Below are 23,221 nucleotides of genomic sequence, written 5' to 3'. Positions count from 1 at the left end.
ACCCCATGCGCCACCACGAAGTCATGGGGTGGGGCGCAGGGCCGTACCCCTCGGGGTGGTGTGGCACGGCGGGTGCGGTGACGCCGGTCTCGTTCCGGAAAAGCGCGGTCAGCGGATCGTGTAGCCGCCGTCCACGAGGATGTCCGCGCCGTTGATCATGTCGGAGCCGTCCGAGGCGAGGAACAGCGCCGTGGCGGCGATCTCCTCGGGAAGGGCGAAGCGGCCCGCGGGGATCTGCGCCTTCAACGCCTCGCCCTTCGGCCCCTCCCACGCCTTGCGCCCCAGGTCGGTGAGCACCACGGTGGGGGAGATGGTGTTGACCGTCACTCCGCGCCCCGCCCACTCGGAGGCGAGCACCTTCGACAGGCCGACCACGCCGAACTTGCTGGCGCAGTACGCGGCATGCTGGTCGAGGGCCACGGTGGCGGCCTGCGACGCCAGGTTGATGATCTTGCCGCGGCCGGCGGCCAGCATGTGCCGGCCCACCTCCTGGCACATCAGAAAGGTGCCCTTGAGGTTGATGTCGATCGTCCGGTCGAACGCGCTGACGTCGAGCTCCTCGGCCGGAGCCAGGATCGCGACACCGGCGCAGTTCACCAGGATGTCGATGCGGCCGTAGGCGTCCACGACCGCGCCGGTCGCCGCCCTGACCGCGTCCGGGTCGGCCACGTCGCACGCGAACCCGGCGTGACCCGCCCCGAGTTCCTTCGCCCTCGACCCGGCGGCCTCGTGGTCGATGTCGACGACGGCGACCCGGGCCCCCTTGGCCGCGTACGTGGCGGCGATGGCCGCGCCGATGCCCGACGCGCCGCCGGTCACCAGCGCCACCCTGCCCTCCAGCCCGAACGTGAGGTCGAGGGTGTTCTCCGCTGCCGTCATGAGCACTGCTCCTCGCTGTTGATCTGTACGGTCTGCTTGTCCTGTTCGTCGCCGGTGACGAGGGACGAGTGCACCAGTTCCTCGCCCAGCCGCAACGTCTCGGCCTGGTCGGCCAGGTCGTGTCCCGACTCGTAGTTCAGCAGGGTCCTGACCTTGGCGGCCGAGCTGGAGTTGGCGTCGAAGCGGTAGCCGAGCCAGTCGCTCGCCAGGCGGCGGGCCAGTTCGAGGCCGACGACCCGCTGCCCGAAGCAGAGGATCTGGGCGTTGTTGCTCAGCACGGACCGTTCGACGGAGAAGCTGTCGTGCGCTGTCACCGCGCGGATGCCGGGCACCTTGTTGGCGCTGATCGCGACCCCCAGCCCGGTGCCGCACACCAGCAGCGCGCGGTCGGCCTCGCCGGCGGCGACCATCCGGGCCGCCGTGACGGCGATGTGCGGGTACGGTGTCGTGTCGTCGGCCCCGACCCCGATGTCGACGACCTCGGCCACCCTGGCGTCCTCCTCCAGGTCGGCCTTCAGGACGTTCTTGTACTCCAGGCCGGCATCGTCGGAACCGACGATGATGCGCCATTGGTGAGGCATGGCCCCCCATCCCTTCCTCTTCGTACGACTCAGCGGGCGCGTTCCAGTACGTCCGCGACGGCGAGGGCGCACAGGGCGAGCGACGTCGCGCCCGCGTCCGGGGTCCCCACGCTGCGTTCGGCGAGGGGACGCGCCCGGCCCACCCGGGGACGCAGGCCGGCGGTCGCCCCGGCCGCCGACTCGCACACCAGCGCGGATTCCCGCCAGGCGGCGGCCAGCTCCGCCCCGGATCCGACGCGTTCGGTCAGCGCCTCGCAGAACGGCACGAAAGCGTCGACCATCGTCTTGTCACCGGGCTGTGCCCTGCCGAGTTCGAGCAGCGCCTTCAGCCCTGCCGCGACGGCGTCCGCGACGCCGGAGCCGGTGATCTTCTCCCGGTCGTCGCCCAGGCTCCGGCCGACGGCGCACAACACGGCGCCCCAGAGCACGCCCGACGTGCCGCCGGCCTTCGCGGCCCACGCCTCGCCCGCCGCGACCAGGACCGACCGCGCTCCGGCTCCCGCTCCGGCCGCCTCACGGGCGGCGGCGAACGCGGCGGACGAGCCCTTGACCATCCCGCGCCCGTGATCGCCGTCGCCGGCCACGGCGTCGATGCGGCCCAGCCTGGCCTCGGCCCCGGCCATGGCGGCGGCCATCGCCTCGAGCGCCGAGACGGCGACCTGGGCGCAGGCGCGGGAGGCGGGTGAGCCGGGCGCGGCCACGGACGGCTGGTCCGGGTGCGCGGTCCCGGCCAGGTGGTCAGGGCGTCCGCCGAGCCGATCGCGTGACCCGGCGTCACCGGGCGCCGCCACCCCGCGAAGGACCTCCGTGCGCGGTTCCACACGGCCCCTGCGGAAGGCCGGGGTGTCGGCGGGCGCGCACCACAACCGTTCCAGCTCTTCGTCGAGGAAGACCAGGGTCAGGGAGCACCCGGCCATGTCGAGGCTGGTGACGAGCTCGCCCACCTCCGGCGCGACGACCTCGAGCCCCTGTCCGGCGAGCAGCGCGGCCACGGTGCGCCAGACGACGAAGAGCTCCTCGTACTTCGTGGTGCCGAGGCCGTTGAGTATCGCGGTCACCCGGTCGCCGGAACCGGCGGGCTTCTCCGCCAGCACGCCGGACACCAGCCGCCGGGCCAACTCGGCGGCGGGCGGCAGCGCGTCCTCGCCGACGCCGGGTTCGCCGTGGATGCCGAGGCCCACGCCCATGCGCCCGGAGGGTACGGCGAACAGCGGCTCGGTGCCGCCGGGCATGGTGCACCCGGCGAAGGCCACCCCGAGCGTGCGGGTCCTGTCGTTGGCGTGGCGGGCGACCCGTTCGACCGCGTCGAGGTCGTAGCCCTCTTCGGCGGCGGCCCCCGCGACCTTGAACACGACGAAGTCCCCGGCGATCCCGCGGCGTTCGCCGGCCTCCGACGCGGGCGCGCTGGCGATGTCGTCGGTCACGAACACCACGCGGGTGTCGATGCCCTGCTCCTTCAGCCGCTGCTGGGCGAGGGTGAAGTTCATGACGTCGCCGGCGTAGTTGCCGGTGGAGAAGAGCAGACCGGCGGTGCCGGCGGCGGCTCTGCCCACCGAGTACGCGTCCTGCGCCGACGGCGAGGTGAAGATGTTGCCGACGACGGCACCGTCGGCGAACCCGTGCCCGACCACGCCGCAGAAGGCGGGGTAGTGCCCGGAGCCGCCGCCGACGACGACCGCGACCTTGCCGGGCGGCGTCTCGGTGACGCGTACGACGCCGCCCGGCACGCCGGTCACGGTGTCGCGGTGCACGTCGAGGAACCCCGCGAGCATGTCGTCGGTGAAGGTGGCGGGGTCGTCGTACAGACGGGTCATTGAGGTTGTCCCTTCGGTCGCGGGGGGCGAGCGCGGCTGCGTGTCATCGCTGGGGGTTGATTTGACGGCGAGCGGGTCGCGTTCGGCGGCGAGCAGCGCCGCCTCCGCCTCCGCGAGGGGGAAGTGGCCGGTGACGAGGCTGTCGACGTCGACCCGGCCGGAGGCGGCGAGCACGGTGGGCTCGATCCCCGTCTCGCCGAGCGGCGTGTCCCCGGCCCCACCGCGTCGACCCGCACCAGCACCTCTCCGGGTCCGGGCTGGGGGACGGGCCGCTCCTCGATCGCCAGGTGCCGGATGCCACGCAGGACCGCTGCCCGCATCGTCGTCATGGAGGATCTCCTCGTTGCTCGGGCCGGCCTACTCGGCCGCCTCCTCGTTGGCGATGTCGCCGGTCTTGAGATTCGCCTCGATCAACGCGGGCAGCTGCTGGAGGAACTGGTCCTTCCTGGTGACCACGTGCTCCATGTAGGTGTCCACGTTGTCCTTCGTGACCTTGGGCATCAGGTAGACGGGGGTCTTGTCGACCTCCTCGCCCTTGGCGATCTTGGCGGCCACGGCCAGGCCCGTGGCCAGCTCGACGGTGCCGTGCTGCAGGTTGGTGCCGATGAAGTCGCCGCTCTTGACGGCGTTGAGCCCGTCCTCGATGCCGTCGACGCCGACGATCGGGATTCTGGCGCCGGCCTCGCGGGTGGCCTGAAGGGCGCCGAGCCCCATGTCGTCGTTCTCCGCGACGACGCCGTCTATCCTGTCGCCGAAGCTGGAGATCCAGTTCTTCATCTTGTTGACGGCCTCGTCGCGCTTCCAGTTGGCGGTGTCCTTGGCGAGGATCTTGATGTCGGGGTACTTGGCCAGGACGTTCTGGATGCCCTTGGTACGGTCGATCTCGCCCGACTGGCCCAGCGGGCCCTGGAGGACGACAATGTTGCCCTTGCCGTCGAGCTCGTCCGCCATCATCTGCATCTCCTGCTCGCCGGCCTTGACGTCGTCGGGCAGGACGGTGCCTGCCAGGTCCTTGCTGTCGAGTCCGGCGTTCACGGCGAGGAACGGGATGTCCTTCGCCTTGGCCGCGGCGACCTGCGGGCCGAGCGAGTCGGCCTGGACGGGGACGACCATGATGGCGTCCACGCCGGCGTTGACGTACTGGTCGACCTGGCTGGCCTGGGTGCTGACGTCCAGGTTGGCCGAGTTCCAGAGGACCTCGATGTCGTTGGCCTTGGCGTAGGCGTCGATGCCGGCCTTCCCCGCGGTGATGAAGGATGACATGTCGTAGACGCTGATGCCGACGCGGAGCTTTCCCTCGCCGGACGCGCCGGCATTGGGGTCGCCCGCGCCGCAGGCGGAGGTGGCCAGCAGGGTCGCGCCCGCGGCGGCGAGGGCGACGGCACGCAAGCTTTTCATGCGCATGGAGACTCCATTGGTGCGTTTCGTGCAGGTCTGTGGGGGAGGTGGGGCGTCAGCCCCTGCGTTTGGCGGACCAGACGTCCACGGTGACGGCGGCGACGATGAGCGCTCCCTTGATCACGCTCTGCCAGTAGGCGGGGACGACGAGGATGTCGAGGCCGTTGTTCAGTGTCTGGATCAGGAACAGGCCGAGCGCCGTGCCGAGGATGCTGCCCCGGCCGCCGAGCAGGCTCGCGCCACCGATGACGACGGCGGCGATGGCGTCGAGCTCGTAGCCCTCGCCGAGGTTGGGCGGGCCGGAGATGACCCTGGATGCGAGCATCACGCCGGACAACCCGGCCAGCAGCCCGCTGAGCGCGTAGACGCTGAACAGGATCCGGGTGGTCTTCACACCGGCGATCTGCGCCGCGACGGGGTTGCCGCCCACGGCGTAGACGCGCATCCCGTACGAGGTCCGTTTCATGATGAGGGCGAGCGCGACGATGCCGACGATCATCACCACGACGGGGATCTGCAGGCCGAAGATCTGGTTGTTGGCGATCTCGCCGAAGTTCTGCGGAAGGCCGTTGATCGGCGCTCCCTGGCCCACGACGTACGCCAGGCCGGACGCCGTGGTCAGCATGCCGAGCGTCGCGATGAACGGCGGCACGTTCACCTTCGAGACCAGGAAGCCGTTGACCGCTCCCGCCGCGAGCCCGACGAGCATGGCGACCACCAGGGACAACCAGAGCCGTTCCGGATGGTCCTTCACCGTGTAGGCCGCTGTCATGGCGCTGAGCGCGATGACGCTGCCCACGGACAGGTCGATGCCGCCGGTGAGGATGACCAGTGTCTGGCCCAGCGCGATGAGCGCGAAGGGCGCCGCGGCGATGGCGATCGTCTGGAGGTTGTCCAGCGTTCCGAACCGGGCGCTCCGGTAGCTGAAATAGGCGATGATCAGGAGCATCACCACCACCATCGAGTGGCGGATCAGCTGGTCGCGGATCCATGGTCCGGACAAGCGCCAGGGCAGGAGCCGCGCGGCCGCTCCGCCCGGGTTCGTGGGCTCCTGGGCTGACTCCTGCGTGGTCATCGGCCCTCCTTCTCGGTGTGTCGGGGCGCGGGGGCGCTGTCCGGGTTCAGTCCGGCGGCGTACCTGAAGATCAGGTCCTGGACGTGGGGCGAGGACAGATCCTCGCGGGCGAGCTCGCCCGCGACCGCTCCTCCGCGCATGACGAGCGCCCGGTGGGCCAGGCTGAGGATCTCGGGCATGTCGGAGGAGGCCATGACCACGGCCATGCCCGACGCCGCGAGTTCGGTGATGATGCGGTAGATCTCGCTGCGCGCGCCGACGTCGACGCCGCGGGTGGGCTCGTCGAGCAGCAGCACGTTGACGCTGCCGGTCAGCCAGCGCGCCAGGACCACCTTCTGCTGGTTGCCGCCGGACAGCGTGCCGACCTGCTGCGACAGTCCGCGGCTGCGCAGCTTGACCGACTCCATCGCCGCGCCGACCTGCCGGCCGCGGCTGCGCTGCCGCAACCAGCCCGCGACGGTGAAGCGGGAAAGGCGGGGGAGGGAGCCGTTGTCCAGCACGTTCATGGTCAGCACGGCCCCGGCTCCCTTGCGGTCCTCGGGGACGAGGGCCATGCCGCCGGTGATGGCGGCGGCGGGGGCGTTGCGCCTGACGGGTCTGCCGGCGACGGTGACGGTCCCCGCGGTGCTTCTGCGCACGCCGAAGATCGCTTCCAGGAGTTCGGTACGGCCGGCCCCCACGAGCCCCGCCAGACCGAGGATCTCGCCGCGGCGCACGGTCAGGTCCACCGGCCGCGGGTAGCCGCTGACGTGCAGCCCGCTGACCTGGAGGGCGATCTCGTCACCCGGGGCGTGCAGGTCGGGGAAGAAGCCCTGGAGCTCGCGCCCGATCATCGCGTGCACGATCTCGTCGTCGGTGATGTCGCCGATCGGCCGGTCGAGGACCAGCCCTCCGTCGCGCAGCACGACCACCCTGTCCGCCAGGGCGCGGATCTCCTCCATCTTGTGGGTGGTGTAGAGCATGGCGACGCCCTGCTCACGCAGCCTGCCGATGACGGCGTAGAGCCGTTCGACCTCGCGTTCCGAGATGGCCGAGCTGGGCTCGTCCAGCAGCAGGATCCGCGCGCCGCCGCTCGTGCTCTTGACGATCTCGACGAGCTGCCGCAGGCCGACCGGCAGCCGCCGCATGGTCGCCTGCGGGTCGATCTCCACGCCGAAGACGTCGAGGAGTTCGCGGGCCCTGCGCGCCATCCCCCGCCGGTCGAGCAGCCCCGTCCGCGTGCGCAGTTCCCTGCCGATGAACAGGTTCTCGTACACCGTCATGTCCATGATCGGCGCGAGCTCCTGGGGGATGATCGCCACCCCGTTCCGGTGGGCCGCCTGCGGGTCGCCGTGGGGCAGCGGCTCGCCCCCGATCAGGACCCGGCCTCCGTCCGGCTTGACCTGGCCGGACGCGATCTTCATCAGCGTCGACTTGCCCGCGCCGTTCTCCCCGGCGAGAGCGGTGACGGAACCTGCCTCGAGAGCAAGTGAGACGCCCTTCAGCACGGGCACGCCGCCGAATGCCTTGTCCAGGTCCCGGCACTCCAGTGCGACATCTTCCACGACTGCTCTCCAGTCCCGGCCTGACGGCTCGGTGTTCGGTCGGGGCCTGCCCGGAGGGCGGCGGCGGTCCGGAACGGGTCCGGACGCGTACGGGAAGGTGCCGGTGCGAGAAGCCGATCCAGGTCAGGGTGGCCGGCGCTCGCCCGACGGGTTCCGAGCGAGATCCCTTGTTGTTTCCTTGCGTGAACATCACACGAGGCGACATCTCAGTGTCAAGGGTGTGTTACCTATTCGATACCTCTCGCATGGAGCGTCACCTGCGCCTCAACGAGCAGGAGAAGGCAGCATTACGTAGCCTTGAACCAGGCGGCCGCATCATCTATCGTTCACTCGCCAGCAGGTCCATGGCGTCTCCGGGCGAGACTGCGTGTGTGACAGTTGACAAGACTGAACAGCGAAGGAGAACAAAGACGGCATGGGCGTCAGGAGCAGCGTGGACCTGGAGAGCAGACGCCAGGCGCTGGCCGAGCTGCTGTCGTCCAGCGGCAGTCTGCGCATCGAAGACCTGGCCGCCCGCTTCGAGGTCAGCACCATGACCATCCGGCGGGATCTGCAGGCCCTGGAGGACGAAGGCCTGGTCCGCCGCGTGCGCGGCGGCGCCGTCAGCTCCGCGCAACCCTTCGAGGCGCGCAAGAGCCGGGCCTGGCGGGCCAAGGAGGAGATCGCGCGCAAGCTGACCAGCCTGGTGCCCTCCGGCGGGGTCGGCATCTGCATGGACGCCTCGTCGACGCTGGCCGTGCTGGCAGGCTCGATGCCGCCCGCCGAGAACCTCTCCGTCGTCACCGACGGGATCGAGACGTTCCTGACCCTGACGAGGAACCCGCGGGTGCACGCCTACCTGACCGGAGGCCAGAAGGACCCCAACGCGGGCAGCCTCGTCGGCCCCCTGGCCTCACTGACGCTGAAGCAGTTCTCGTTCGCGCGGGCGTTCCTGTCCGCCGCCGCCATCGACCCGCACTTCGGCACCAGCGAGTTCAGCGCGGAGGAGTGCGAGATCAAGCGGCTCATGGCCGAGCTGTCCGAGCACGTCGTCATGGCGGTCGACTCGCAGAAGCTCGGCACCGGAGCCGCCGCCCGCTGTCTGCCCTGGGACGGGATCGACCTGATGGTCACCGAGCTCGACGTCTCCGACGACCGGCTCGACCCCTACCGCGACCACGTCGAGCTGCTCTGACCCCGCCCCTCCGCCGTTCACGGCATCGCGCGGCCGGCGCCCTCCACCGCGTACGTCACCAGCGTGGTGAGCACGTCCCTGACCGACGCGCGGTCGCGCACGTCGCAGAGCACGATCGGGACGTGCGCGTTCAGCCCGAGCGCCCGTCTGACCTTGGCCGGGTCGTGGCGGCGGGCGCCGTCGAAGCAGTTCACGCCGACCACGAACGGGATGCCGCGCTGCTCGAAGTAGTCCACGGCGGGGAACGAGTCCTGCAGGCGGCGGGTGTCGGCGAGCACGACCGCGCCGAGGGCGCCGAGGGCCAGCTCGTCCCACATGAACCAGAACCGGTCCTGTCCCGGGGTGCCGAACAGGTACAGCCACAACCCCTCGCGGATGGTGATGCGGCCGAAGTCGAGCGCCACGGTCGTGGTGCTCTTGGACTCCACGCCCGAGACGTCGTCCACGTCGACGCCGCGCTCGCTCAGCAGCTCCTCGGTGTGCAGCGGCCGGATCTCGCTGATCGTGCCCACCATGGTCGTCTTGCCGACGCCGAACCCGCCCGCGATGAGGATCTTGATGGCCAGAGCCGAGGTGACCGCGGTCGCCCCCGGCTCACAGGCTGCGTAGTCCATCCAGCACTTCCCTGTAGATGTGTTCGTCGATCGTCTGCGCGACCGGGCGCGGGCGCTCGATGGTGACGAAACCCTCCCGCCGCAGGTCACCCAGGATGACCCGGGTGACGTTGAGCGGCAGCCGGAGGTGCGCCGCGACGTCCGCCACCGGCGTGGGCCTGCGGCACACCGACAACACGGCGCGATACTCCGGGATCAGGTCCGCGAGGGTGTGCGGGCCGCCGACCGTCGTGACGATGGCCACCAGGTCGAATGTCTCGCCCTGCGGGCGGGCCCTTCCCCCGGTCAGGCCGTACAGCCGGATCAGCGGCCCGGGATCCTGCCCTGTCACGGTCGTGAACCGTTCCAGGCGGGCGCCGGTGCCGCTCCTCTCGGCTGCGCGGAGAGGTGCTCGCCGACCCTTTTGACCATGAGCGCCATCTCGTACGTGACCATGCCCAGCTCGGCGTCGCCCGCGGCGAGCACGGCCAGCCGCGCGCCCTGACCGGCGGCGGTGACGAACAGGAAACCACCCTCCATCTCGATGATGGTCTGCCGTACGCCGCCCAGGCCGAAGTGCCGTCCCGCGCCCATGGCGAGGCTGTGGCTGCCGGCGGAGATGGCGGACAGGTGCTCGGCGTCCTCCCGGGTCAGCTCCTGGGAACCTCCCATGGCCAGCCCGTCGGAGGACAGCACGATGGCGTGCCGGATGCCGGGCACTCGCTGGGTGAGGTCGTCGAGGAGCCAGCTCAGTTCACTTCTGGGGTCGGGCATCGGGATGGTCGTCCTTTCGGTTCCACATGTCGGCTCCGTGCCCGGCCTGGCGGCGTCCTTGCCGCCAGCCTTGCTGCATGGACGACATGAGTTGTGCGAGTTCCTCAGGCGAGCGCGCCGGTACCGGGCGCCGCGCGGGGCCTCCGGTGGAACGCAGCTGGGGAGCCATGCTTGCCTGCGGTATCCGCATCGGCAGCCCGTCGAGGTCTTCGTCGGCGTCCTGAGCCGGCACCGTGACGCTCCATTCGGCGGAGGGTCCTGGCGGCTGGGACGCGGTGGGGGGCAACTGCCGTGGCGCCGGACGGGCCCCCGGCCGGCCCGGTTCGCCGTTCCTCGGCGCGGGCACGGCCTCGAACCAGGTGGCCGGCGCCGGCTCCACCGGGTCGGCGTGCTCGCCGTTGAGCGCGTCCGGCCGTTCGGGGGCGGCGGAGACGACACCGGAGAGCGTGCCGGACGGCGCCGTGCCGAGCGCCCGCGCGGGCCTGCCCGCCCGGTCACCTGGGGTGACGGAGGGTGTGGCGGCGCCTGCGAGCAGGATGGTGGGCAGCAGCACGATCGCGGTGGTCCCGTCGTACGGTGAGGGGCGCAGCGAGACCTTGACCCCGTGCCGGGCCGCGAGCCTGGACACCACGAACAGGCCGAGCCTGTCGCTGTCGGCGAGGTCGAACTCGGGCGGCTGGGCCAGCCGGGCGTTGTACTCCTGGAGCACGGTCGCGTTCAGCCCCAGCCCGCGGTCCTCCACCTCGATCGCGAAGCCGTTGGCCGCCGTCATGCTGCGGATCTGCACGGTCGTGTCGGGCGGTGAGAAGACGGTGGCGTTCTCCACCAGCTCGGCGACCAGGTGGATGACGTCGGTGACGGCCGCGCCGACGAGCATCGGGGCGTCGGGCATGGGCGCGACGGTGACGCGGGTGTAGTCCTCGACCTCCAACACGGCCGCGCGTACGACGTCGAACAGCGGCACGGGGTCGCGCCAGCGGCGTGCGGGGGCGGAGTCGGCCAGGATGATGAGGTTCTCGGCGTGCCGCCGCATGCGGGTGGTGAGGTGGTCGAGCTTGAACAGGTCCTCCAGGACCTCCGGCTCCTCCACGCGGCGCTCCATGGTGTCGAGCAGCGAGAGCTGGCGGTGCAGCAGCGCCTGGTTGCGCCAGGCCAGGTTGAGGAAGACCTGGCTGACGCCCTTGCGCAGGGTCGCCTGGCCCACCGCGGCCTCGACCGCGGTGCGGCGTACGGCGGAGAACGCGTTGACCACCCGGTCGACCTCGGCCGTCTCCGCGGGGGCGAGACCGGGCGCCTCGGTGGCCGGGTCGACGTCCTCGCCGCGGCGCAGCCGGGCGACCAGCCGGGGCAGCCGCTGCTCGGCCAGTTCGACCGCCGAGGCCTGCAGCCGCTTGAGCTCGTCGATCAGCGACTGCCCGAACCGGTACGACAGCGCCAGCGACGCGAGCACCGCCGCCAGGCCCAGCAGCAGGACGAGCCCGATCCGCCAGTAGGCGCCGGTCTTCTGCCCCTCTGCCTCGGCGGCGGCGCGGGCCAGTTCCTCCTGCGTGTCGCGGTTGATCGTGTTGAACACGGCGTCGGCGTCGCTCTTCCACTGGGCCGGCTCCACCGGCGGCGCCCCGTTGGTGTCCCAGCTGAACAGTTCGTCCTCGACCTCGACCAGCCGTTTGTACGCGGCGCTGTCGACCAGCTTGTCGTAGTCGGCCCGCAGCTCGGGGCCGGCGTCGCGTTCGGCGTTGGCGAAGACGAGCCGGCGGCTGGTCATGGCGGCGACGAACGCGGCACGGTCGGTGGGGGTCATCTTGCGCTGCACGATGGTGCTGGTGAGCACGGCGTGCTCGCGGCCGAGGTATTCGGCGGTGGCGTTGTAGGCGGCCATGCCGCGCACCGCCCGGTAGGAGGAGACGCTGCTCAGTGCGTCGCGGTCGTTGAACTGCCCGTTGGCGACGCTGATCAGGTTGTCGTAGGCCTGGATGATCGTCAGCGGCGGGGCCAGCACGCCGCCGTCGGCGGAGGCCCGCAGGGACTGGAGCCCGTCGAGCGCCCGCACGAGCGCCTGCACCTGGGCGGGGGTCTCGGCACCCGACGACTCGACGTCGACGGCGCCGATGACCTCGCGCAGGCGTTCGACCTTCTCGTCGGTGACGTGCCGCTGCTCGGAAAGGGGCGCGTACGTGGCCGTGCTCTTCGGCGCCTCAGCCGAGAGCTGGCGTTCCCGTTGCAGCTCGACGATCAGTTGTAACAAGGGCGACCCGATGGCCTCCCAGCGGTCCTGCGTCTGGGAGACTTCGACGATCTCCTCCACGCTGGAGTAGGCGATGAACCCCCACAGAGCCACCATGGATACGAGCGGGAGCAGCAGAATCCTGAGCAGCTTGGTACGGAGAGGTGGGGGCGAGCTCATCCATCTTGTCCAATTCCGCGCGTGATGATGCGCCGCTGGCAGTCGCGACCTGGTACCGGCCCCCGAGAATCCCGTCACGACTGGTACGCCTGTGGTCCGTCCACTATGCCGATGGGGCAGATGTACTTCAAGCAACAGATGTGAACATTCGTCCCGAATGACGGGTTGACTCTTTGTCAGCATACGTGTCGTGAATGTAACCATGGGTAAACGTCACGGAAGGTGATGACGGCCCTGTCTTTCCTTACTACCAGGCCCTATCTGTAAGGCCTTCCGGTCACCATGTTCGCCCCCTCCGCCACGGTTCACCTCGCTGAGTCCGTCTCCACGGCAGGGCTTTCGTTCTGTCCGGAATCAAGGGACGATACGGGAGGAATGGGGCAAAACGGTCGGACAACGGTTTTCGGCCTGCTCTTGACGTCCGTATAGGGACGTTCCTAGGTTGGCCTCCCAATGAACGCAAAGACAGTTCCACTGAGTGGAAGCGAGTCCCGCACCAGCTATCTCGCCCGGTTGCTCGACGTCCTGGACGTCGCGGTCACCCACGACCGCGCCCCCCTGCAACTGGGCGAGATCGCCGCGGCGGCGGGAGTTCCGCCCTCCACCGCGTCGCGGCTGGTCGCGCTGCTCGTCGAGCGTGGGTTCCTGGTGCAACTGGACAGGTCCGGCTACGCCGCCGGGCCGAGACTGCTGCACCTGTCCGTACGGACGCTCGACCAGATGCACGCCGCCGACCGGCTGAAGGCCTCCGTGGAGGCCCTGGCCGAGCAGACCGGCGAGAGCGCGAGCGCCGGCCTGCTGGTGGGCGACGAGATCGTGCTGGTGGCGCGGAAGGAGCCCGAGCACTCGCTGCGGGCCGTGGCGCGCGTCGGTGACGTGCTCAACCCGCACACCTCCGCGATGGGCAAGGCCGTACTGGCGATGTTGCCCGCGCGGCGGCGGCTCGCGGTGCTGCGCACCGCCGTCGGCGACCGGGCCGAGCAGGCGCTGCGCGAGGTGGAGGCCGAACTCGCCACCGCCCGCACGGAGGGATTCGCCGTCGATGAGGAGAGTTACGCGGTCGGCCTGCGCTGTCGCGCCGCCGCGATCCTCGACCGGTCGGGGCACGCGGTGGGCGGCATCTCGGTCGCCGGCCCCGCGGCGCGCTTCACGCGCGAGAACGCCAACGCGTGCGTGCCCGCGCTGCTGGCCGAGGTCGAACGGCTCTCCCTGGAGATCAGGAGTAACCATTGAGCACGTCGCAGAGCCTGTACGAGCGCGCGAGCCGGTACGTCCCCGGCGGGGTGCATTCCAACACCCGCTTCCAGGCGCCGCACCCCGTCTATTTCCAGCGTGCCGAGGGCGCGTACCTGTGGGACGTCGAGGGTGAGCGTTACCTCGACTGCACCATGGGCAACGCCTCGGTGATGCTCGGCCACGCCCACCCCGGCGTGGACGCGGCCGTCGCCGACGCGGTGAGCCGCGGGCTGACCACCGGCGTGGAGACCGAGGCCGCGGTGACCGCGGTGGAGACGCTCGCCGGCATGATCCCGGACTTCGGCCGGGTCAGGTTCGCCAACACCGGCACCGAGGCGCTGATGCACGCGCTCTCGATCGCCCGCCACCACACCGGCCGGGAGCGGGTGGCCAAGGTCGAGGGGGCCTACCACGGCTGGTTCGACCCGCTGTGGGTGTCGACCTGGCCCGCCCCCGACCAGATCGGGCCCGCCGACCGGCCGGCCGCGCCGCCCAGCTCCGCGGGCCTGTCGCGCTCGGCGCAGGGCACGGTGGTGCTGCCGTGGAACGACGCGGACGCCACCGAGCGGCTGCTGCGCGAGCACGCCTCCGACCTGGCCGCCGTGGTCGTCGAGCCCGTGCTCATCGACATCGGCTTCATCCCGCCGACCGGCGACTACCTGAGGCTGCTCCGCGACCTCACCGCCGAGCTGGGGATCGTGCTCGTCTTCGACGAGCTGCTCACCGGGTTCCGCCTGGCGCCCGGCGGCGCCCGCCAGGTCTACGGCATCACCCCCGACCTCACCACGTACGGCAAGGCCCTGTCCAACGGGTACCCGCTGGCCGCGGTCGAGGGCCGCGCGGACCTGATGGCCTGCACCGACCCGTCGAGCGGCGGCCCGGTCGGCTGGGTCGGCACCTACAACGGGCACGGCTCGGCGGTGGCCGCGGCGGCGGCGGCGCTGCCGCTGCTGGCCGACGGCTCGGCCCAGGCCCGGCTCGACCGGCTCGGCGGCGTGCTGCGCGACGGCTTCGCCGAACTGTCCCGCGCGTACGGCGTCCCGGCCGTGGTCGCGGGCGCGGGCGGCCACTTCCAGCCGTACTTCCTGTCCGAGCCGGTCACCGGCTACCGCACGGCGATGGTCAGCGACGCGGCCCGTTACGCGATCCTGCACCGAATCGCGCGCGAGCACCGCATCCTGCTCCCGGCCAAGCCGCTGCTGCACGCGGCGCTGTCCACAGCGCACACCGAGGCCGACGTGGCGGCCCTGCTGAAGGCGGCCGAGGAGGCGTTCGCGGAAATGAGGAGCGCGACATGACCGCGGCGGCGACCGGCGGCGGGCCCGATGCCGAGCTCCGCGGCATCCGTAAGGTCTACGACAACGGCGCCAGGGGCGTCGAGCAGGTCGACTTCACCGTGGCCACAGGGGAGTTCTTCTCCATGCTGGGCCCCTCGGGCTGCGGCAAGAGCACGACGTTGCGCATCCTGGCGGGGCTGGAGGAGCCCACCTCGGGCGAGGTGCTGATCAGGGGCGAGCCGATGCGGGGCCGTCCCGCGCACCGGCGTCCCACGAACATGGTCTTCCAGCGCCTGGCCCTGTTCCCGCACCTGACCGTGGCCGACAACATCGCCTTCGGGCCGAAGCTGCGGCGCAAGCCGGCCAGGCAGGTGAGCGAGATCGTCGGCTCGATGCTGGACCTGGTGGACCTGGCCGGCTACGACGCCCGCTACCCCGCCCAGTTGTCCGGCGGCCAGCAGCAGCGGGTGGCCATCGCCCGCGCGCTGGCCAACGAGCCGGCCGTGCTGCTGCTCGACGAGCCGCTCGGCGCGCTCGACCTGCGGCTGCGGGTCCAGATGCAGCAGGCGCTCAAACGGATCCAGCACGACTCGGGCACCACGTTCGTCTACGTCACGCACGACCAGGTGGAGGCGCTGACGATGTCGGACCGGATGGCGGTGATGAACGAGGGCCGCATCGAGCAGATCGGCCCGCCGGCCGAGCTCTACCGATCGCCGGCCACGAAGTTCACCGCCACCTTCCTGGGCGACACGAACCTGTACGAGGGCACGTACGACGGCGGCCTGCTGGAGGCGGAGGGCATCGGCGTCAAGGTCGCGCGTCCCGGCCGCGCGGTGTCCGTGCGGCCCGAGCACGTCGCCGTCGGCAAGGACCTGGACTGCGCCAATCGCTACCACGGCCGCCTGGAGGACGTGATCTTCCAGGGCGCGAGCACGCGTTACCACGTACGTCTGGCCTCCGGAGTGCTGGTGATCTCCGAACGGCGCGAAGAAGCCGGATCCACCCTGACGGTCGGCGACGAGGTCGAGACCGGCTGGGACGTGGATGCCGGTGTCGTCCTCGACCACTGAGGGAGTTAGCTCGATGACGGGTATGTCCGATATTTCGCGACGCCGGTTCCTCGGCACCGCGGCCGGTGCGGCGGGCCTCGCCCTCGCCACCGCCTGCGGCGAGGTGTCCCCCCAATCCGCCGCGCCGTCCGCGTCGAAGGGCGGCAAGCTCACCCTGACCATGTTCGCCTTCCTCGGTGGCGACCTCGGCAAGATGCCCAAGGAGTTCGCCAAGGAGTACATGGCCTCCCACAAGAACGTCGAGATCAAGATCTACGAACAGTCGAACTCCGTCGGCTACACCAAGATGCTGGCCCAGAAGAAGGCCGCCCCCGACCGGCCGCTGGTCAACTTCGGCTTCTTCAACGCCCAGACCTCCGTCCAGGGCGCCGACGACAAGATGTTCACCGAGCTCGACTACTCGGCGATGAGCAACGCCGCCGACATCGACGAGCGGTTCCGCTACGACCACGGCATCGGGATCGGCATCGGCATCGACCAGCTCGGCCTGCTCTACAACAAGCAGGAGATCACGCAGGCCCCCGGCTCGTGGGCCGACCTGTGGAACCACGCCCACCAGGGCAAGGTCGCGCTCTTCTCCTTCCCCTGGTACGCCGTCTACATGGCCGCCAAGCTCAACGGCGGCGGCCTGGACAACATGGAGCCCGGCTGGGAGCTGTGGAAGCGCGAGGCCAAGCAGATCCGGCTGCTCGTCGAGTCCAACCCGCAGTATCTCAACGTGCTCAGCAACGGCACCGCGCCGCTGACCGCCTACTTCGCCGGCACCGGACAGCAGTGGATCAACTCCGGCGCTCCGCTGACGTACGTCGTGCCCAAGGAGGGCGCGATCCCGCTGCCGGTCAACCTCCAGGCCGTCGCGGGCCAGCCGCAGAGCCAGCTCGAAGCCGTCCACGACATCATCAACGAGATGCTCTCGCCCAAGTGGTGCGCCCGCTGGGCCGAGACCAGCGTCGAGGTGCCCGCCAACACCAAGGCCGAGCTGCCCGGGAACCTGGCCGGCCTGCCCGCCTTCAGCAAGGCGACCAGCGACGGCTTCCAGCAGATCGACTACGGCATCGTGGGACGCAACAACGCCGAGTGGCAGAAACGCTGGGAAACCGACGTCGCCTCGCGTATCTGAGAGGCCCGGCGACATGCGCAGACATCGCACGGCCCTCCTGCTGGCGGCGCCCAGCGTCGTCCTGCTGGTCGGTGTGTTCGCAGGGGCCATGCTCACCCTGCTCGAATACAGCTTCCACCAGTACCTGCCCGACGGCACCGACATCGCGCACACCGCGGTCACCTGGCAGACGTTCCTGACGGGCGGCTACCACTGGCAGATCGTCGGGGAGACCGTGGTGCTCGGCCTGATCACCACGGTCGCCGCCGCCGTCGTCGGCTATCCCACGGCGTACGCCCTGCACCGGGTGCGGCAGCCGCGTTGGCGTTACGTCGGGCTGTTCATCATCTTCGCGCCGCTGCTGACCAGCGTCGTGTCCCGCACCTACGGCTGGGAGCTGATCCTGGGCGACAGCGGGGTGCTCAACAGCCTGCTCGAACCGGCCGGGCTCGGGCCGGTCGAGCTGCTCTACGAGCGCTCCTCCGTGGTGATCGCGCTGGTGCACATCCTGCTGCCGTTCATGGTGTTCCCGATCATCCAGTCGCTCGGGCAGCTCGACCCGGCGTTCGGGGAGGCGGCCGGCGACCTCGGCGCGGGCGCGTTCCTGCGCTTCGTCAAGGTCACGCTGCCGCTGACCATGCCCGGCCTGATCGGCGGGGCGCAACTGGTGTTCGCCTTGTCGATCAGCTCGTTCGCCACGCCCAGCCTGCTCGGAGGCGGACGGGTGAACGTGCTGGCCACCGAGATCTACGACAACGTCAACAACGTCGACTGGCCGCTCGCGGCGGTCTCGTCGTACGCGCTGCTGGCGCTGGCCGTCGTCGCGCTGGGCGTCTTCGGCTGGCTGCAACGGCGTACCGGGCGGGCCGAGCAGGGCGGGGTGACGGCGGCGGGCGCGGCCTCCACCGGCGCGCGCGGCTGGAGCGGGTGGCTCGTGGCGGTCTACGCGTACGTGCTGCTGCCGCTGGTCATCATCGTGATCAACTCGTTCTCGTCCGTCTCGTACGGCACGTGGCCGCCGCCGGGATTCTCGGCCAAGTGGTACGCCAACCTCTTCGAGCAGGAAGGCCTGGGCGCGGCGACGCTGCTGAGCCTGGAGGTGGCGATCGCGGCCACCGTCCTCGCCATGGTCATCGGCACGGCCGTCGCGGTGGCGCTGGTCCGGCACCGCATGCCGGGGCGCGGACCGCTGCAGTCGTTCGTACTCTCACCCACCGTGGTGCCCAAGGTGGCCTTCGGCTTCGCCGGGTTCATCTACCTGCACCGGCTGGGCCTGTTCGGCGGGGTCGCCGGCCTGGTGGTGACGCACACCGTGATCGTGTTGCCGTTCGTCGTCATCGTGGTGACGGCGGCGCTGATGCGGGCCGACGCCACCCTCGACGCGGCGGCCAAGGATCTGGGCGCGGCGCCGCTTCGGGCCTTCCGGCTGGCCACGCTGCCGCAGATCAGGCCCGCGCTGATCGCGGCCGCGCTGTTCGCGTTCGTGGTGAGTTTCGACGAGGTCGACATGACGGTCTTCCTGCTCTCGCCCGACCAGAACACGCTGCCGGTCTGGATGTTCATCTACATGCAGAAATTTCAGGACCCCACGCTGGCCGCGCTCTCCACCCTGCTCATCGTCGCCGCCCTCGCCATCGCCGCGACCGTCGCCGTGCTGCTGGCCCGCTCCGGCGTCTTCTCCTCCCTGACCCCCTCCCCAGAAGAACCCGTTGAGAAAGTGAAGGAAGGAACCTCCGCATGACCGTCGAACGGATCCCGGTGACCACCCTGGCCAGTGGCCACCGCCTGGAGCTGACCGTGCACACCCTGCGAGGCGCCTCCGACGGCCCCCGCATGGTGATGTTCGGCGGCATCCACGGCGACGAGCCGATGGGATCGGAGACGGTCCGCCGCCTCCTGGACGCCATCGACCCCGCCCAGCTCAGCGGCACCGTCGTCGCGGTGCCCGTGGCCAACCCGTACGCGCACCAGGCGCTGACCCGCAACACGCCGCTCGACGGCGTCAACCTCAACCGCATCTTCCCCGGCGACCGGGGCGGCAGCATCACCGAGCAACTGGCCGCCGCGCTCTCGGAGATCCTGGAGGGCGCCGACTACTTCATCGACTTCCACTCGGGCGGCAACTTCGCCACCGTCGAGTACGCCTACCTCCACGACGCCGGCGCCGAGATGTCGCGGGCGTACGGCACGACCGTGCTCTACCGCGGCCACCCCTACATCGGCTCGGCCACCGGCTGGGCGCTGGAGAAGGGCGTGCGCTGCATGGTCAGCGAGCTCGGGGGCGGCGGCCAGCGCGTCGAGCACTATCTGAAGCGGGGCGTCGACGGCACGCTGAACGTCCTGCGCGCCATCGGCATGCTGCCGGGCGACGCGGTGGCGCCGCCGGAGGGCCAGGTGGTCGTCGACACGCTGACGACGCTCAGGCCCACCGTCGGCGGCACCGTGCTGTCGGACTTCGGCGCCGCGCGGCTGGGAGAGCGGGTGCCCAAGGGCACGGCGCTGGCCACGATCGTCAGCCCGTACACGTCGGAGGAGCTCGAAGTGATCAGGGCGCCGTACGAGCCGAGCATCCTGGTGCTCGGCCGTGAGCACCTCACCAATGTCGCCCCCGGTGACTACGGCTTCATGGTCGCCGACGGGGCCACCGCCAAGCCGGCCGACGCCGGCTGACCGGCGTCGGGGAGGGCGCCGATGCGTGGACGGTCGCCGAAGCGTCACACAGCGTCGTCGCGGTGCGTACTACCGTGATCGTGCATGAGACACACGACCGTCATGACAGCCTTAATCGCCGCCTTTCTGGTCACCGGCTGCTCGATCACCACCCCCGAGCCCGACCAGAAGGGCATCGTCTACGACGCCGGCGCCTTCTCCGACACCACGTTCCAGAACTGCGTCGACCCGGGCGTGCGCGACGTGTCAGGACCGGGTGACCAGGGTTACGTCTATCCGGCCGGCCAGCGTACGTTCGAGTTCGCCGCCGACCCCAACGATCCGGAAGGGGCGAACACGAAGCCGGGGGCCGAGGCCGGGCCGCTGACGATGTGGACGAAGGACCCGCTGGAGATGCGGGTGTCCGGCGTCGTCACGTTCTCGCTCACCAGCGACTGCAAGACGTTGCGGCAGTTCCACGAGCAGATCGGGCTGAAGTACGAGGCCGACACCGACGAGGGCTGGGACAAGCTGCTCAGCGTCTACATCGGCCAGCCGCTCGACCGGGCCCTCGACGCCGCCAGCAAGGAGTTCGCCTGGCGCGAGCTGACGTACCGCGATCCGCAGGCCAAGCAGCAGTGGGAGGCGAAGGTCGCCGAGTACATGGTGCAGTTCCTGCGCGAGCAGGGCGGCACGGCGTTCTTCGAGAAGTTCTCGGTCACGCTGCAGCAGCCGCAGCCGCCGCTGAAGGTGCGCGAGGCGATGGCCGCCGTCCAGCAGGCGCAGGAGGAGAACACGGCGCAGAAGGCGAAGAACGAGAAGGCGCGTACGGAGCTGGAGGCCATCAAGGCGCTGAAGGACGTGCTCGGCCCGCAGGGCGCGGTCATGTGGCAGGCCGTCAAGGACGGGCGCATCCAGATCATCGTCTCCGACAGCGGCCAGATCAACGTCACGCCGAACCAGCGGCGGCAGGGCGACTGACCTGCCGCCGCCGCGCCCGCTCCGCCTACGGGGGGAGGAGCGGCTTGGACAGGGTGTAGACGCCGCCCAGGTCGCCCTCGGGCAGATCGTTGACGACGGCGGCGAGGGCCTTGGCCGAGATCACGTGGGACCCGAGCGCGCCCTTGGCCGCGTTCGGGTCCCAGACGGTGATCGTGCCCTTCGCCTTGTCGTAGCCGTAGGCCACGATCGCGTGGCCGTAGTTTCTGCTCGCCTTGCTCCACGGCAGCTTGTTGCCGAGCACCGCGAGGATCGTGGGTTTCTTGAGCACGCCCACCGCGTGCGACACGCTGAGCATCAGCGCGCTGGGCTTGTTCTTGGCGTAGGTCAGGCGGAACGTGTGGCCCTTCGGCTTGAGGTGCTTGTTGAGCACGGACAGGGTGTTCCGGCGTTTGGTGGCGCCCGCCTCCGGGTCGGTCTTCATCTCCTTGGCGAGTCGGTCCTGGCTGCGCTGGACGCCGAAGGCCTGGAGGACGATCGAGCTGGACGCGGGCGCGCAGTAGTAACCGGTCTTCTGGGCCTGTCCCTTGATCTTCACCGAGCCCTCGAACAGCGACAGCCCGGTGAGCCGGGCGCTGACCGGCGGCTGGGCCGCGGTCTGCGCGGCGGCGGGGGAGGCGTGGGGGGACAGGCCGGTGGACATGACCGCGGCGGTCAGAACGGTGCCGAGGGCGAGCTTGGCAGGGGCCACGTTGTGTCTCTCCGTGCAAGAGGGGTTACGGGAGTGACAAAATACCGAGTCCGACGGTCGCCCGTGACCATGGAGCCGGGCCGCGCGCGGCCCGGGCCTCAGAGCTTGAAGAGCTTGGGGTACGGCGCGACGATGCGACGGGTCACGGCGCCGAAGTCGACCAGGACGGCGACGCCTTCCTCGACCCCGATGACTGACCCGAGGCCGTAGGTGTCGTGGCTGACCTTGTCCTGGAGGACGAAGCTCTCGAGCGGAGGGAGGGCGACTTCGGGGACATTGAACGGGCTCCCGGGAAGGCGTCGCCGAGGTGCGGATCGGTGGGACGTCATTAATGCATTATGCGCTGTTTCGACAGATATATCTCAATCTTTGGGTCGTTCTTGACGTTTTTGCAGGTCGGCGACCCGGGAGAACCCGCCGGTCAGGCAGGTTCCGGGCGCGTGGGGCACGCGTCGGTGGTCCGGCCGGTCTCGAAGTACGCGAGCACCTTCGCGACGCAACCGGGCACCCGGATGGCGGAGCCGTGCACGTCGTCGTTCATCCGGACCAGGGTGCCACCGATGGTCTTGTGCGTGGCGAGCACGCCCTCCCACGGCGACAGGTTCTCGTACCGGTGACCCGACAGCACCAAGGAGCCGCCGTGGCGCTTGAGCGAGGTCTTGTCGACCGGCAGCGGCCATCCCGCGCACGCCGGTGTGGCGGGGGTGGCCCTGCCGGTCACCGGGTAGCGCTTCAGGCGCTTCTGGTAGGCGGCCCAGGCCGCCTCGAATGAGCGCGAGCCCAGGTCCTCGTTGCAGTGGTAGGCGAGATTCGCCGTCGTGTCGGTGCCGGAGGGGGCGCCGGCCGGCGGGCTGCCGAACACCTTCCTGACCGTCGGCGGGGCGCTCGGCCCTTCGGCGTCCCGCAGTTCGCTCAGCACCTGGGCCATCTGGGACCAGTTGAAGCTCGGGCTGCCCGCGGCCTGGGAGATCAGGGCACCGTCCACGGTGAGGTCGATATCGGTGAAGGCAAGAGGCTCCTCGTCATACGACCTCCGCATCTTCTCCACCGCCGACGCCACCTGCCGGCGGGTCGTGCCGAGCCCGTACTCGTCGTTCCGCTCGGCGATCCAGGCGGCCATGCGCTGGAAGTTGCGGTCGGTGGCCTTGGCGCGCAACTCCGTGGCGATGTCGGTCCTTGAGTAGGGCGGTGCCGGGCTGTCGAGCCACATCCGGTCGATCTTGCCGCCGTGGAGGCTGCGCAGGACCGTCCCGAGCCATCCGCCCCAGGAGACGCCGTAGAAGCTGATCTTCTTCTCGCCCAGCGCGGCGCGGATCCTGTCGACGTCGTGGGCCGTGTTCCCGGTGGTGAGCTGCCCGATGAGCTCGGGGTTCGACTGGGCGCACGCCTTGTTCTTCTTGACCGTCCGGTCGTAGACCTTCCTGGCCTGCTCTTCGGTGATCGGGCCCGGCTGCGGCCGTCCGCCCTGGCCGTCGCCGGAGCAGTCGGCCTTGGTGCTGCGGCCCACACCCCGAGGATCGAACCCGATCAGGTCGTAGCGGTCGTCCATCTCGACGCCCGTGGCGACGAGCTCCATGGGCATCAGATACCCGCTGCCGCCCGGTCCCCCGGGGTTGAGCGCCATGGTGCCGAGCCGGCGCTTCTGGTCGGTGGCCTTCAGCCTGGTCAGGGCAACGGTGATCTGCTCGCCGCGCGGCTCGTCGTAGTCGCGGGGAACGCTGATGGTGCCGCACTCCATGCGGTCGAGCAGCTGCCTGGCCTTGGCGAGCTGTTCCTCGGACAACTTTCTGCCCAGCTCGTCATCCGAGATCTCAGGGCAGGCCGCCCAGTTGACGGCAGAGGGCTCGGTCCAGGTGCTCGCCGCCGTGGTCGGTGAGGCGAGGGCGACGAAGCCCGTCAGCAGGACTCCCAAGGTCATACAGGTCGCTGTCGTACGATTCACAACTCGAAATCCTTCGGAA

Annotated in this window: 21 protein-coding genes; 8 read left to right on the top strand and 13 right to left on the bottom strand. The window is 70.3% G+C overall.

Annotated features, from left to right (window positions below; genetic code table 11):
• Positions 1–108 precede the first annotated feature (108 nt).
• The 6 genes from E1267_RS07705 to E1267_RS07675 form a co-directional block, all read right to left on the bottom strand.
• Positions 109–879: a GolD/DthD family dehydrogenase gene (locus E1267_RS07705; protein WP_132331227.1), complete on the bottom strand. Its 771-nt coding sequence runs from the start codon at positions 877–879 to the stop codon at positions 109–111.
• Positions 876–1,460 (bottom strand): ribose-5-phosphate isomerase, encoded by a 585-nt coding sequence (locus tag E1267_RS07700; protein WP_132331225.1) that lies wholly within the window; start codon positions 1,458–1,460, stop codon positions 876–878. The genes E1267_RS07705 and E1267_RS07700 overlap by 4 nt, the downstream gene beginning before the upstream one ends.
• 29 nt (positions 1,461–1,489) lie before the next feature.
• Complete coding sequence (locus E1267_RS07695; protein WP_281283599.1) at positions 1,490–3,448, bottom strand: dihydroxyacetone kinase family protein; 1,959 nt, start codon at positions 3,446–3,448, stop codon at positions 1,490–1,492.
• A gap of 183 nt (positions 3,449–3,631) precedes the next feature.
• Positions 3,632–4,672 carry a substrate-binding domain-containing protein gene (locus tag E1267_RS07685; RefSeq protein ID WP_425465069.1) on the bottom strand — a complete coding sequence of 347 codons (1,041 nt, stop codon included), beginning with the start codon at positions 4,670–4,672 and terminating at the stop codon, positions 3,632–3,634.
• Positions 4,673–4,727: 55 nt separating this feature from the next.
• Positions 4,728–5,747: an ABC transporter permease gene (locus E1267_RS07680; protein ID WP_132331219.1), complete on the bottom strand. Its 1,020-nt coding sequence runs from the start codon at positions 5,745–5,747 to the stop codon at positions 4,728–4,730.
• On the bottom strand, positions 5,744–7,291 hold the full coding sequence (locus E1267_RS07675; protein ID WP_132331217.1) for a sugar ABC transporter ATP-binding protein: 1,548 nt from the start codon (positions 7,289–7,291) through the stop codon (positions 5,744–5,746). The genes E1267_RS07680 and E1267_RS07675 overlap by 4 nt, the downstream gene beginning before the upstream one ends.
• 415 nt (positions 7,292–7,706) lie before the next feature.
• Here E1267_RS07675 and E1267_RS07670 point away from each other — a divergent pair, with 415 nt between their 5' ends.
• Positions 7,707–8,465: a DeoR/GlpR family DNA-binding transcription regulator gene (locus tag E1267_RS07670; protein WP_132331215.1), complete on the top strand. Its 759-nt coding sequence runs from the start codon at positions 7,707–7,709 to the stop codon at positions 8,463–8,465.
• A gap of 17 nt (positions 8,466–8,482) precedes the next feature.
• Here the strand turns inward: E1267_RS07670 and E1267_RS07665 are convergent, their stop codons facing one another.
• The 4 genes from E1267_RS07665 to E1267_RS07650 are packed head-to-tail and all read right to left on the bottom strand — an operon-like array spanning position 8,483 to position 12,236.
• Positions 8,483–9,079 carry a GTP-binding protein gene (locus tag E1267_RS07665; RefSeq protein ID WP_132331213.1) on the bottom strand — a complete coding sequence of 199 codons (597 nt, stop codon included), beginning with the start codon at positions 9,077–9,079 and terminating at the stop codon, positions 8,483–8,485.
• Positions 9,060–9,410: a DUF742 domain-containing protein gene (locus E1267_RS07660; protein WP_201760457.1), complete on the bottom strand. Its 351-nt coding sequence runs from the start codon at positions 9,408–9,410 to the stop codon at positions 9,060–9,062. Before E1267_RS07660 ends, E1267_RS07665 begins: the two co-directional genes overlap by 20 nt.
• A complete protein-coding gene (locus E1267_RS07655; protein ID WP_132331209.1) occupies positions 9,407–9,832 on the bottom strand; it encodes a roadblock/LC7 domain-containing protein in 426 nt (141 codons plus the stop codon). Before E1267_RS07655 ends, E1267_RS07660 begins: the two co-directional genes overlap by 4 nt.
• Positions 9,813–12,236 carry a sensor histidine kinase gene (locus tag E1267_RS07650; RefSeq protein ID WP_165959499.1) on the bottom strand — a complete coding sequence of 808 codons (2,424 nt, stop codon included), beginning with the start codon at positions 12,234–12,236 and terminating at the stop codon, positions 9,813–9,815. Before E1267_RS07650 ends, E1267_RS07655 begins: the two co-directional genes overlap by 20 nt.
• Before the next feature lie 453 nt (positions 12,237–12,689).
• Here E1267_RS07650 and E1267_RS07645 point away from each other — a divergent pair, with 453 nt between their 5' ends.
• From E1267_RS07645 to E1267_RS07615, 7 genes are all read left to right on the top strand, one after another.
• On the top strand, positions 12,690–13,469 hold the full coding sequence (locus E1267_RS07645; protein WP_132331205.1) for an IclR family transcriptional regulator: 780 nt from the start codon (positions 12,690–12,692) through the stop codon (positions 13,467–13,469).
• Positions 13,466–14,770 carry an aspartate aminotransferase family protein gene (locus tag E1267_RS07640; RefSeq protein WP_132331203.1) on the top strand — a complete coding sequence of 435 codons (1,305 nt, stop codon included), beginning with the start codon at positions 13,466–13,468 and terminating at the stop codon, positions 14,768–14,770. The genes E1267_RS07645 and E1267_RS07640 overlap by 4 nt, the downstream gene beginning before the upstream one ends.
• On the top strand, positions 14,767–15,822 hold the full coding sequence (locus tag E1267_RS07635; RefSeq protein ID WP_132331201.1) for an ABC transporter ATP-binding protein: 1,056 nt from the start codon (positions 14,767–14,769) through the stop codon (positions 15,820–15,822). The genes E1267_RS07640 and E1267_RS07635 overlap by 4 nt, the downstream gene beginning before the upstream one ends.
• Before the next feature lie 13 nt (positions 15,823–15,835).
• Positions 15,836–16,942, top strand: a complete 1,107-nt coding sequence (locus E1267_RS07630; protein ID WP_165959498.1) for an ABC transporter substrate-binding protein — start codon at positions 15,836–15,838, stop codon at positions 16,940–16,942.
• 13 nt (positions 16,943–16,955) lie between these two features.
• Complete coding sequence (locus E1267_RS07625; RefSeq protein ID WP_132331197.1) at positions 16,956–18,662, top strand: ABC transporter permease subunit; 1,707 nt, start codon at positions 16,956–16,958, stop codon at positions 18,660–18,662.
• The gene (locus E1267_RS07620) at positions 18,659–19,591 is read left to right on the top strand and encodes a succinylglutamate desuccinylase/aspartoacylase family protein (RefSeq protein WP_132331195.1); all 933 of its coding nucleotides are present in this window, start codon (positions 18,659–18,661) and stop codon (positions 19,589–19,591) included. Before E1267_RS07625 ends, E1267_RS07620 begins: the two co-directional genes overlap by 4 nt.
• Before the next feature lie 102 nt (positions 19,592–19,693).
• Positions 19,694–20,551 (top strand): SPFH domain-containing protein, encoded by an 858-nt coding sequence (locus E1267_RS07615; RefSeq protein WP_246063597.1) that lies wholly within the window; start codon positions 19,694–19,696, stop codon positions 20,549–20,551.
• A 25-nt stretch (positions 20,552–20,576) separates the two neighbouring features.
• Here the strand turns inward: E1267_RS07615 and E1267_RS07610 are convergent, their stop codons facing one another.
• The 3 genes from E1267_RS07610 to E1267_RS07600 form a co-directional block, all read right to left on the bottom strand.
• Positions 20,577–21,260, bottom strand: coding sequence for a C39 family peptidase (locus tag E1267_RS07610; RefSeq protein ID WP_132331192.1), 684 nt, complete (start codon positions 21,258–21,260; stop codon positions 20,577–20,579).
• A gap of 98 nt (positions 21,261–21,358) precedes the next feature.
• Positions 21,359–21,589 carry a hypothetical protein gene (locus tag E1267_RS07605; protein WP_132331190.1) on the bottom strand — a complete coding sequence of 77 codons (231 nt, stop codon included), beginning with the start codon at positions 21,587–21,589 and terminating at the stop codon, positions 21,359–21,361.
• A gap of 92 nt (positions 21,590–21,681) precedes the next feature.
• Positions 21,682–23,178, bottom strand: a complete 1,497-nt coding sequence (locus E1267_RS07600) for an alpha/beta fold hydrolase (protein WP_132331188.1) — start codon at positions 23,176–23,178, stop codon at positions 21,682–21,684.
• Positions 23,179–23,221 lie beyond the last annotated feature (43 nt).

The sequence above is a fragment of the Nonomuraea longispora genome (genome assembly GCF_004348345.1).
Taxonomy (GTDB): domain Bacteria; phylum Actinomycetota; class Actinomycetes; order Streptosporangiales; family Streptosporangiaceae; genus Nonomuraea; species Nonomuraea longispora.
This window is presented reverse-complemented; position numbering and strand designations above follow the sequence as displayed.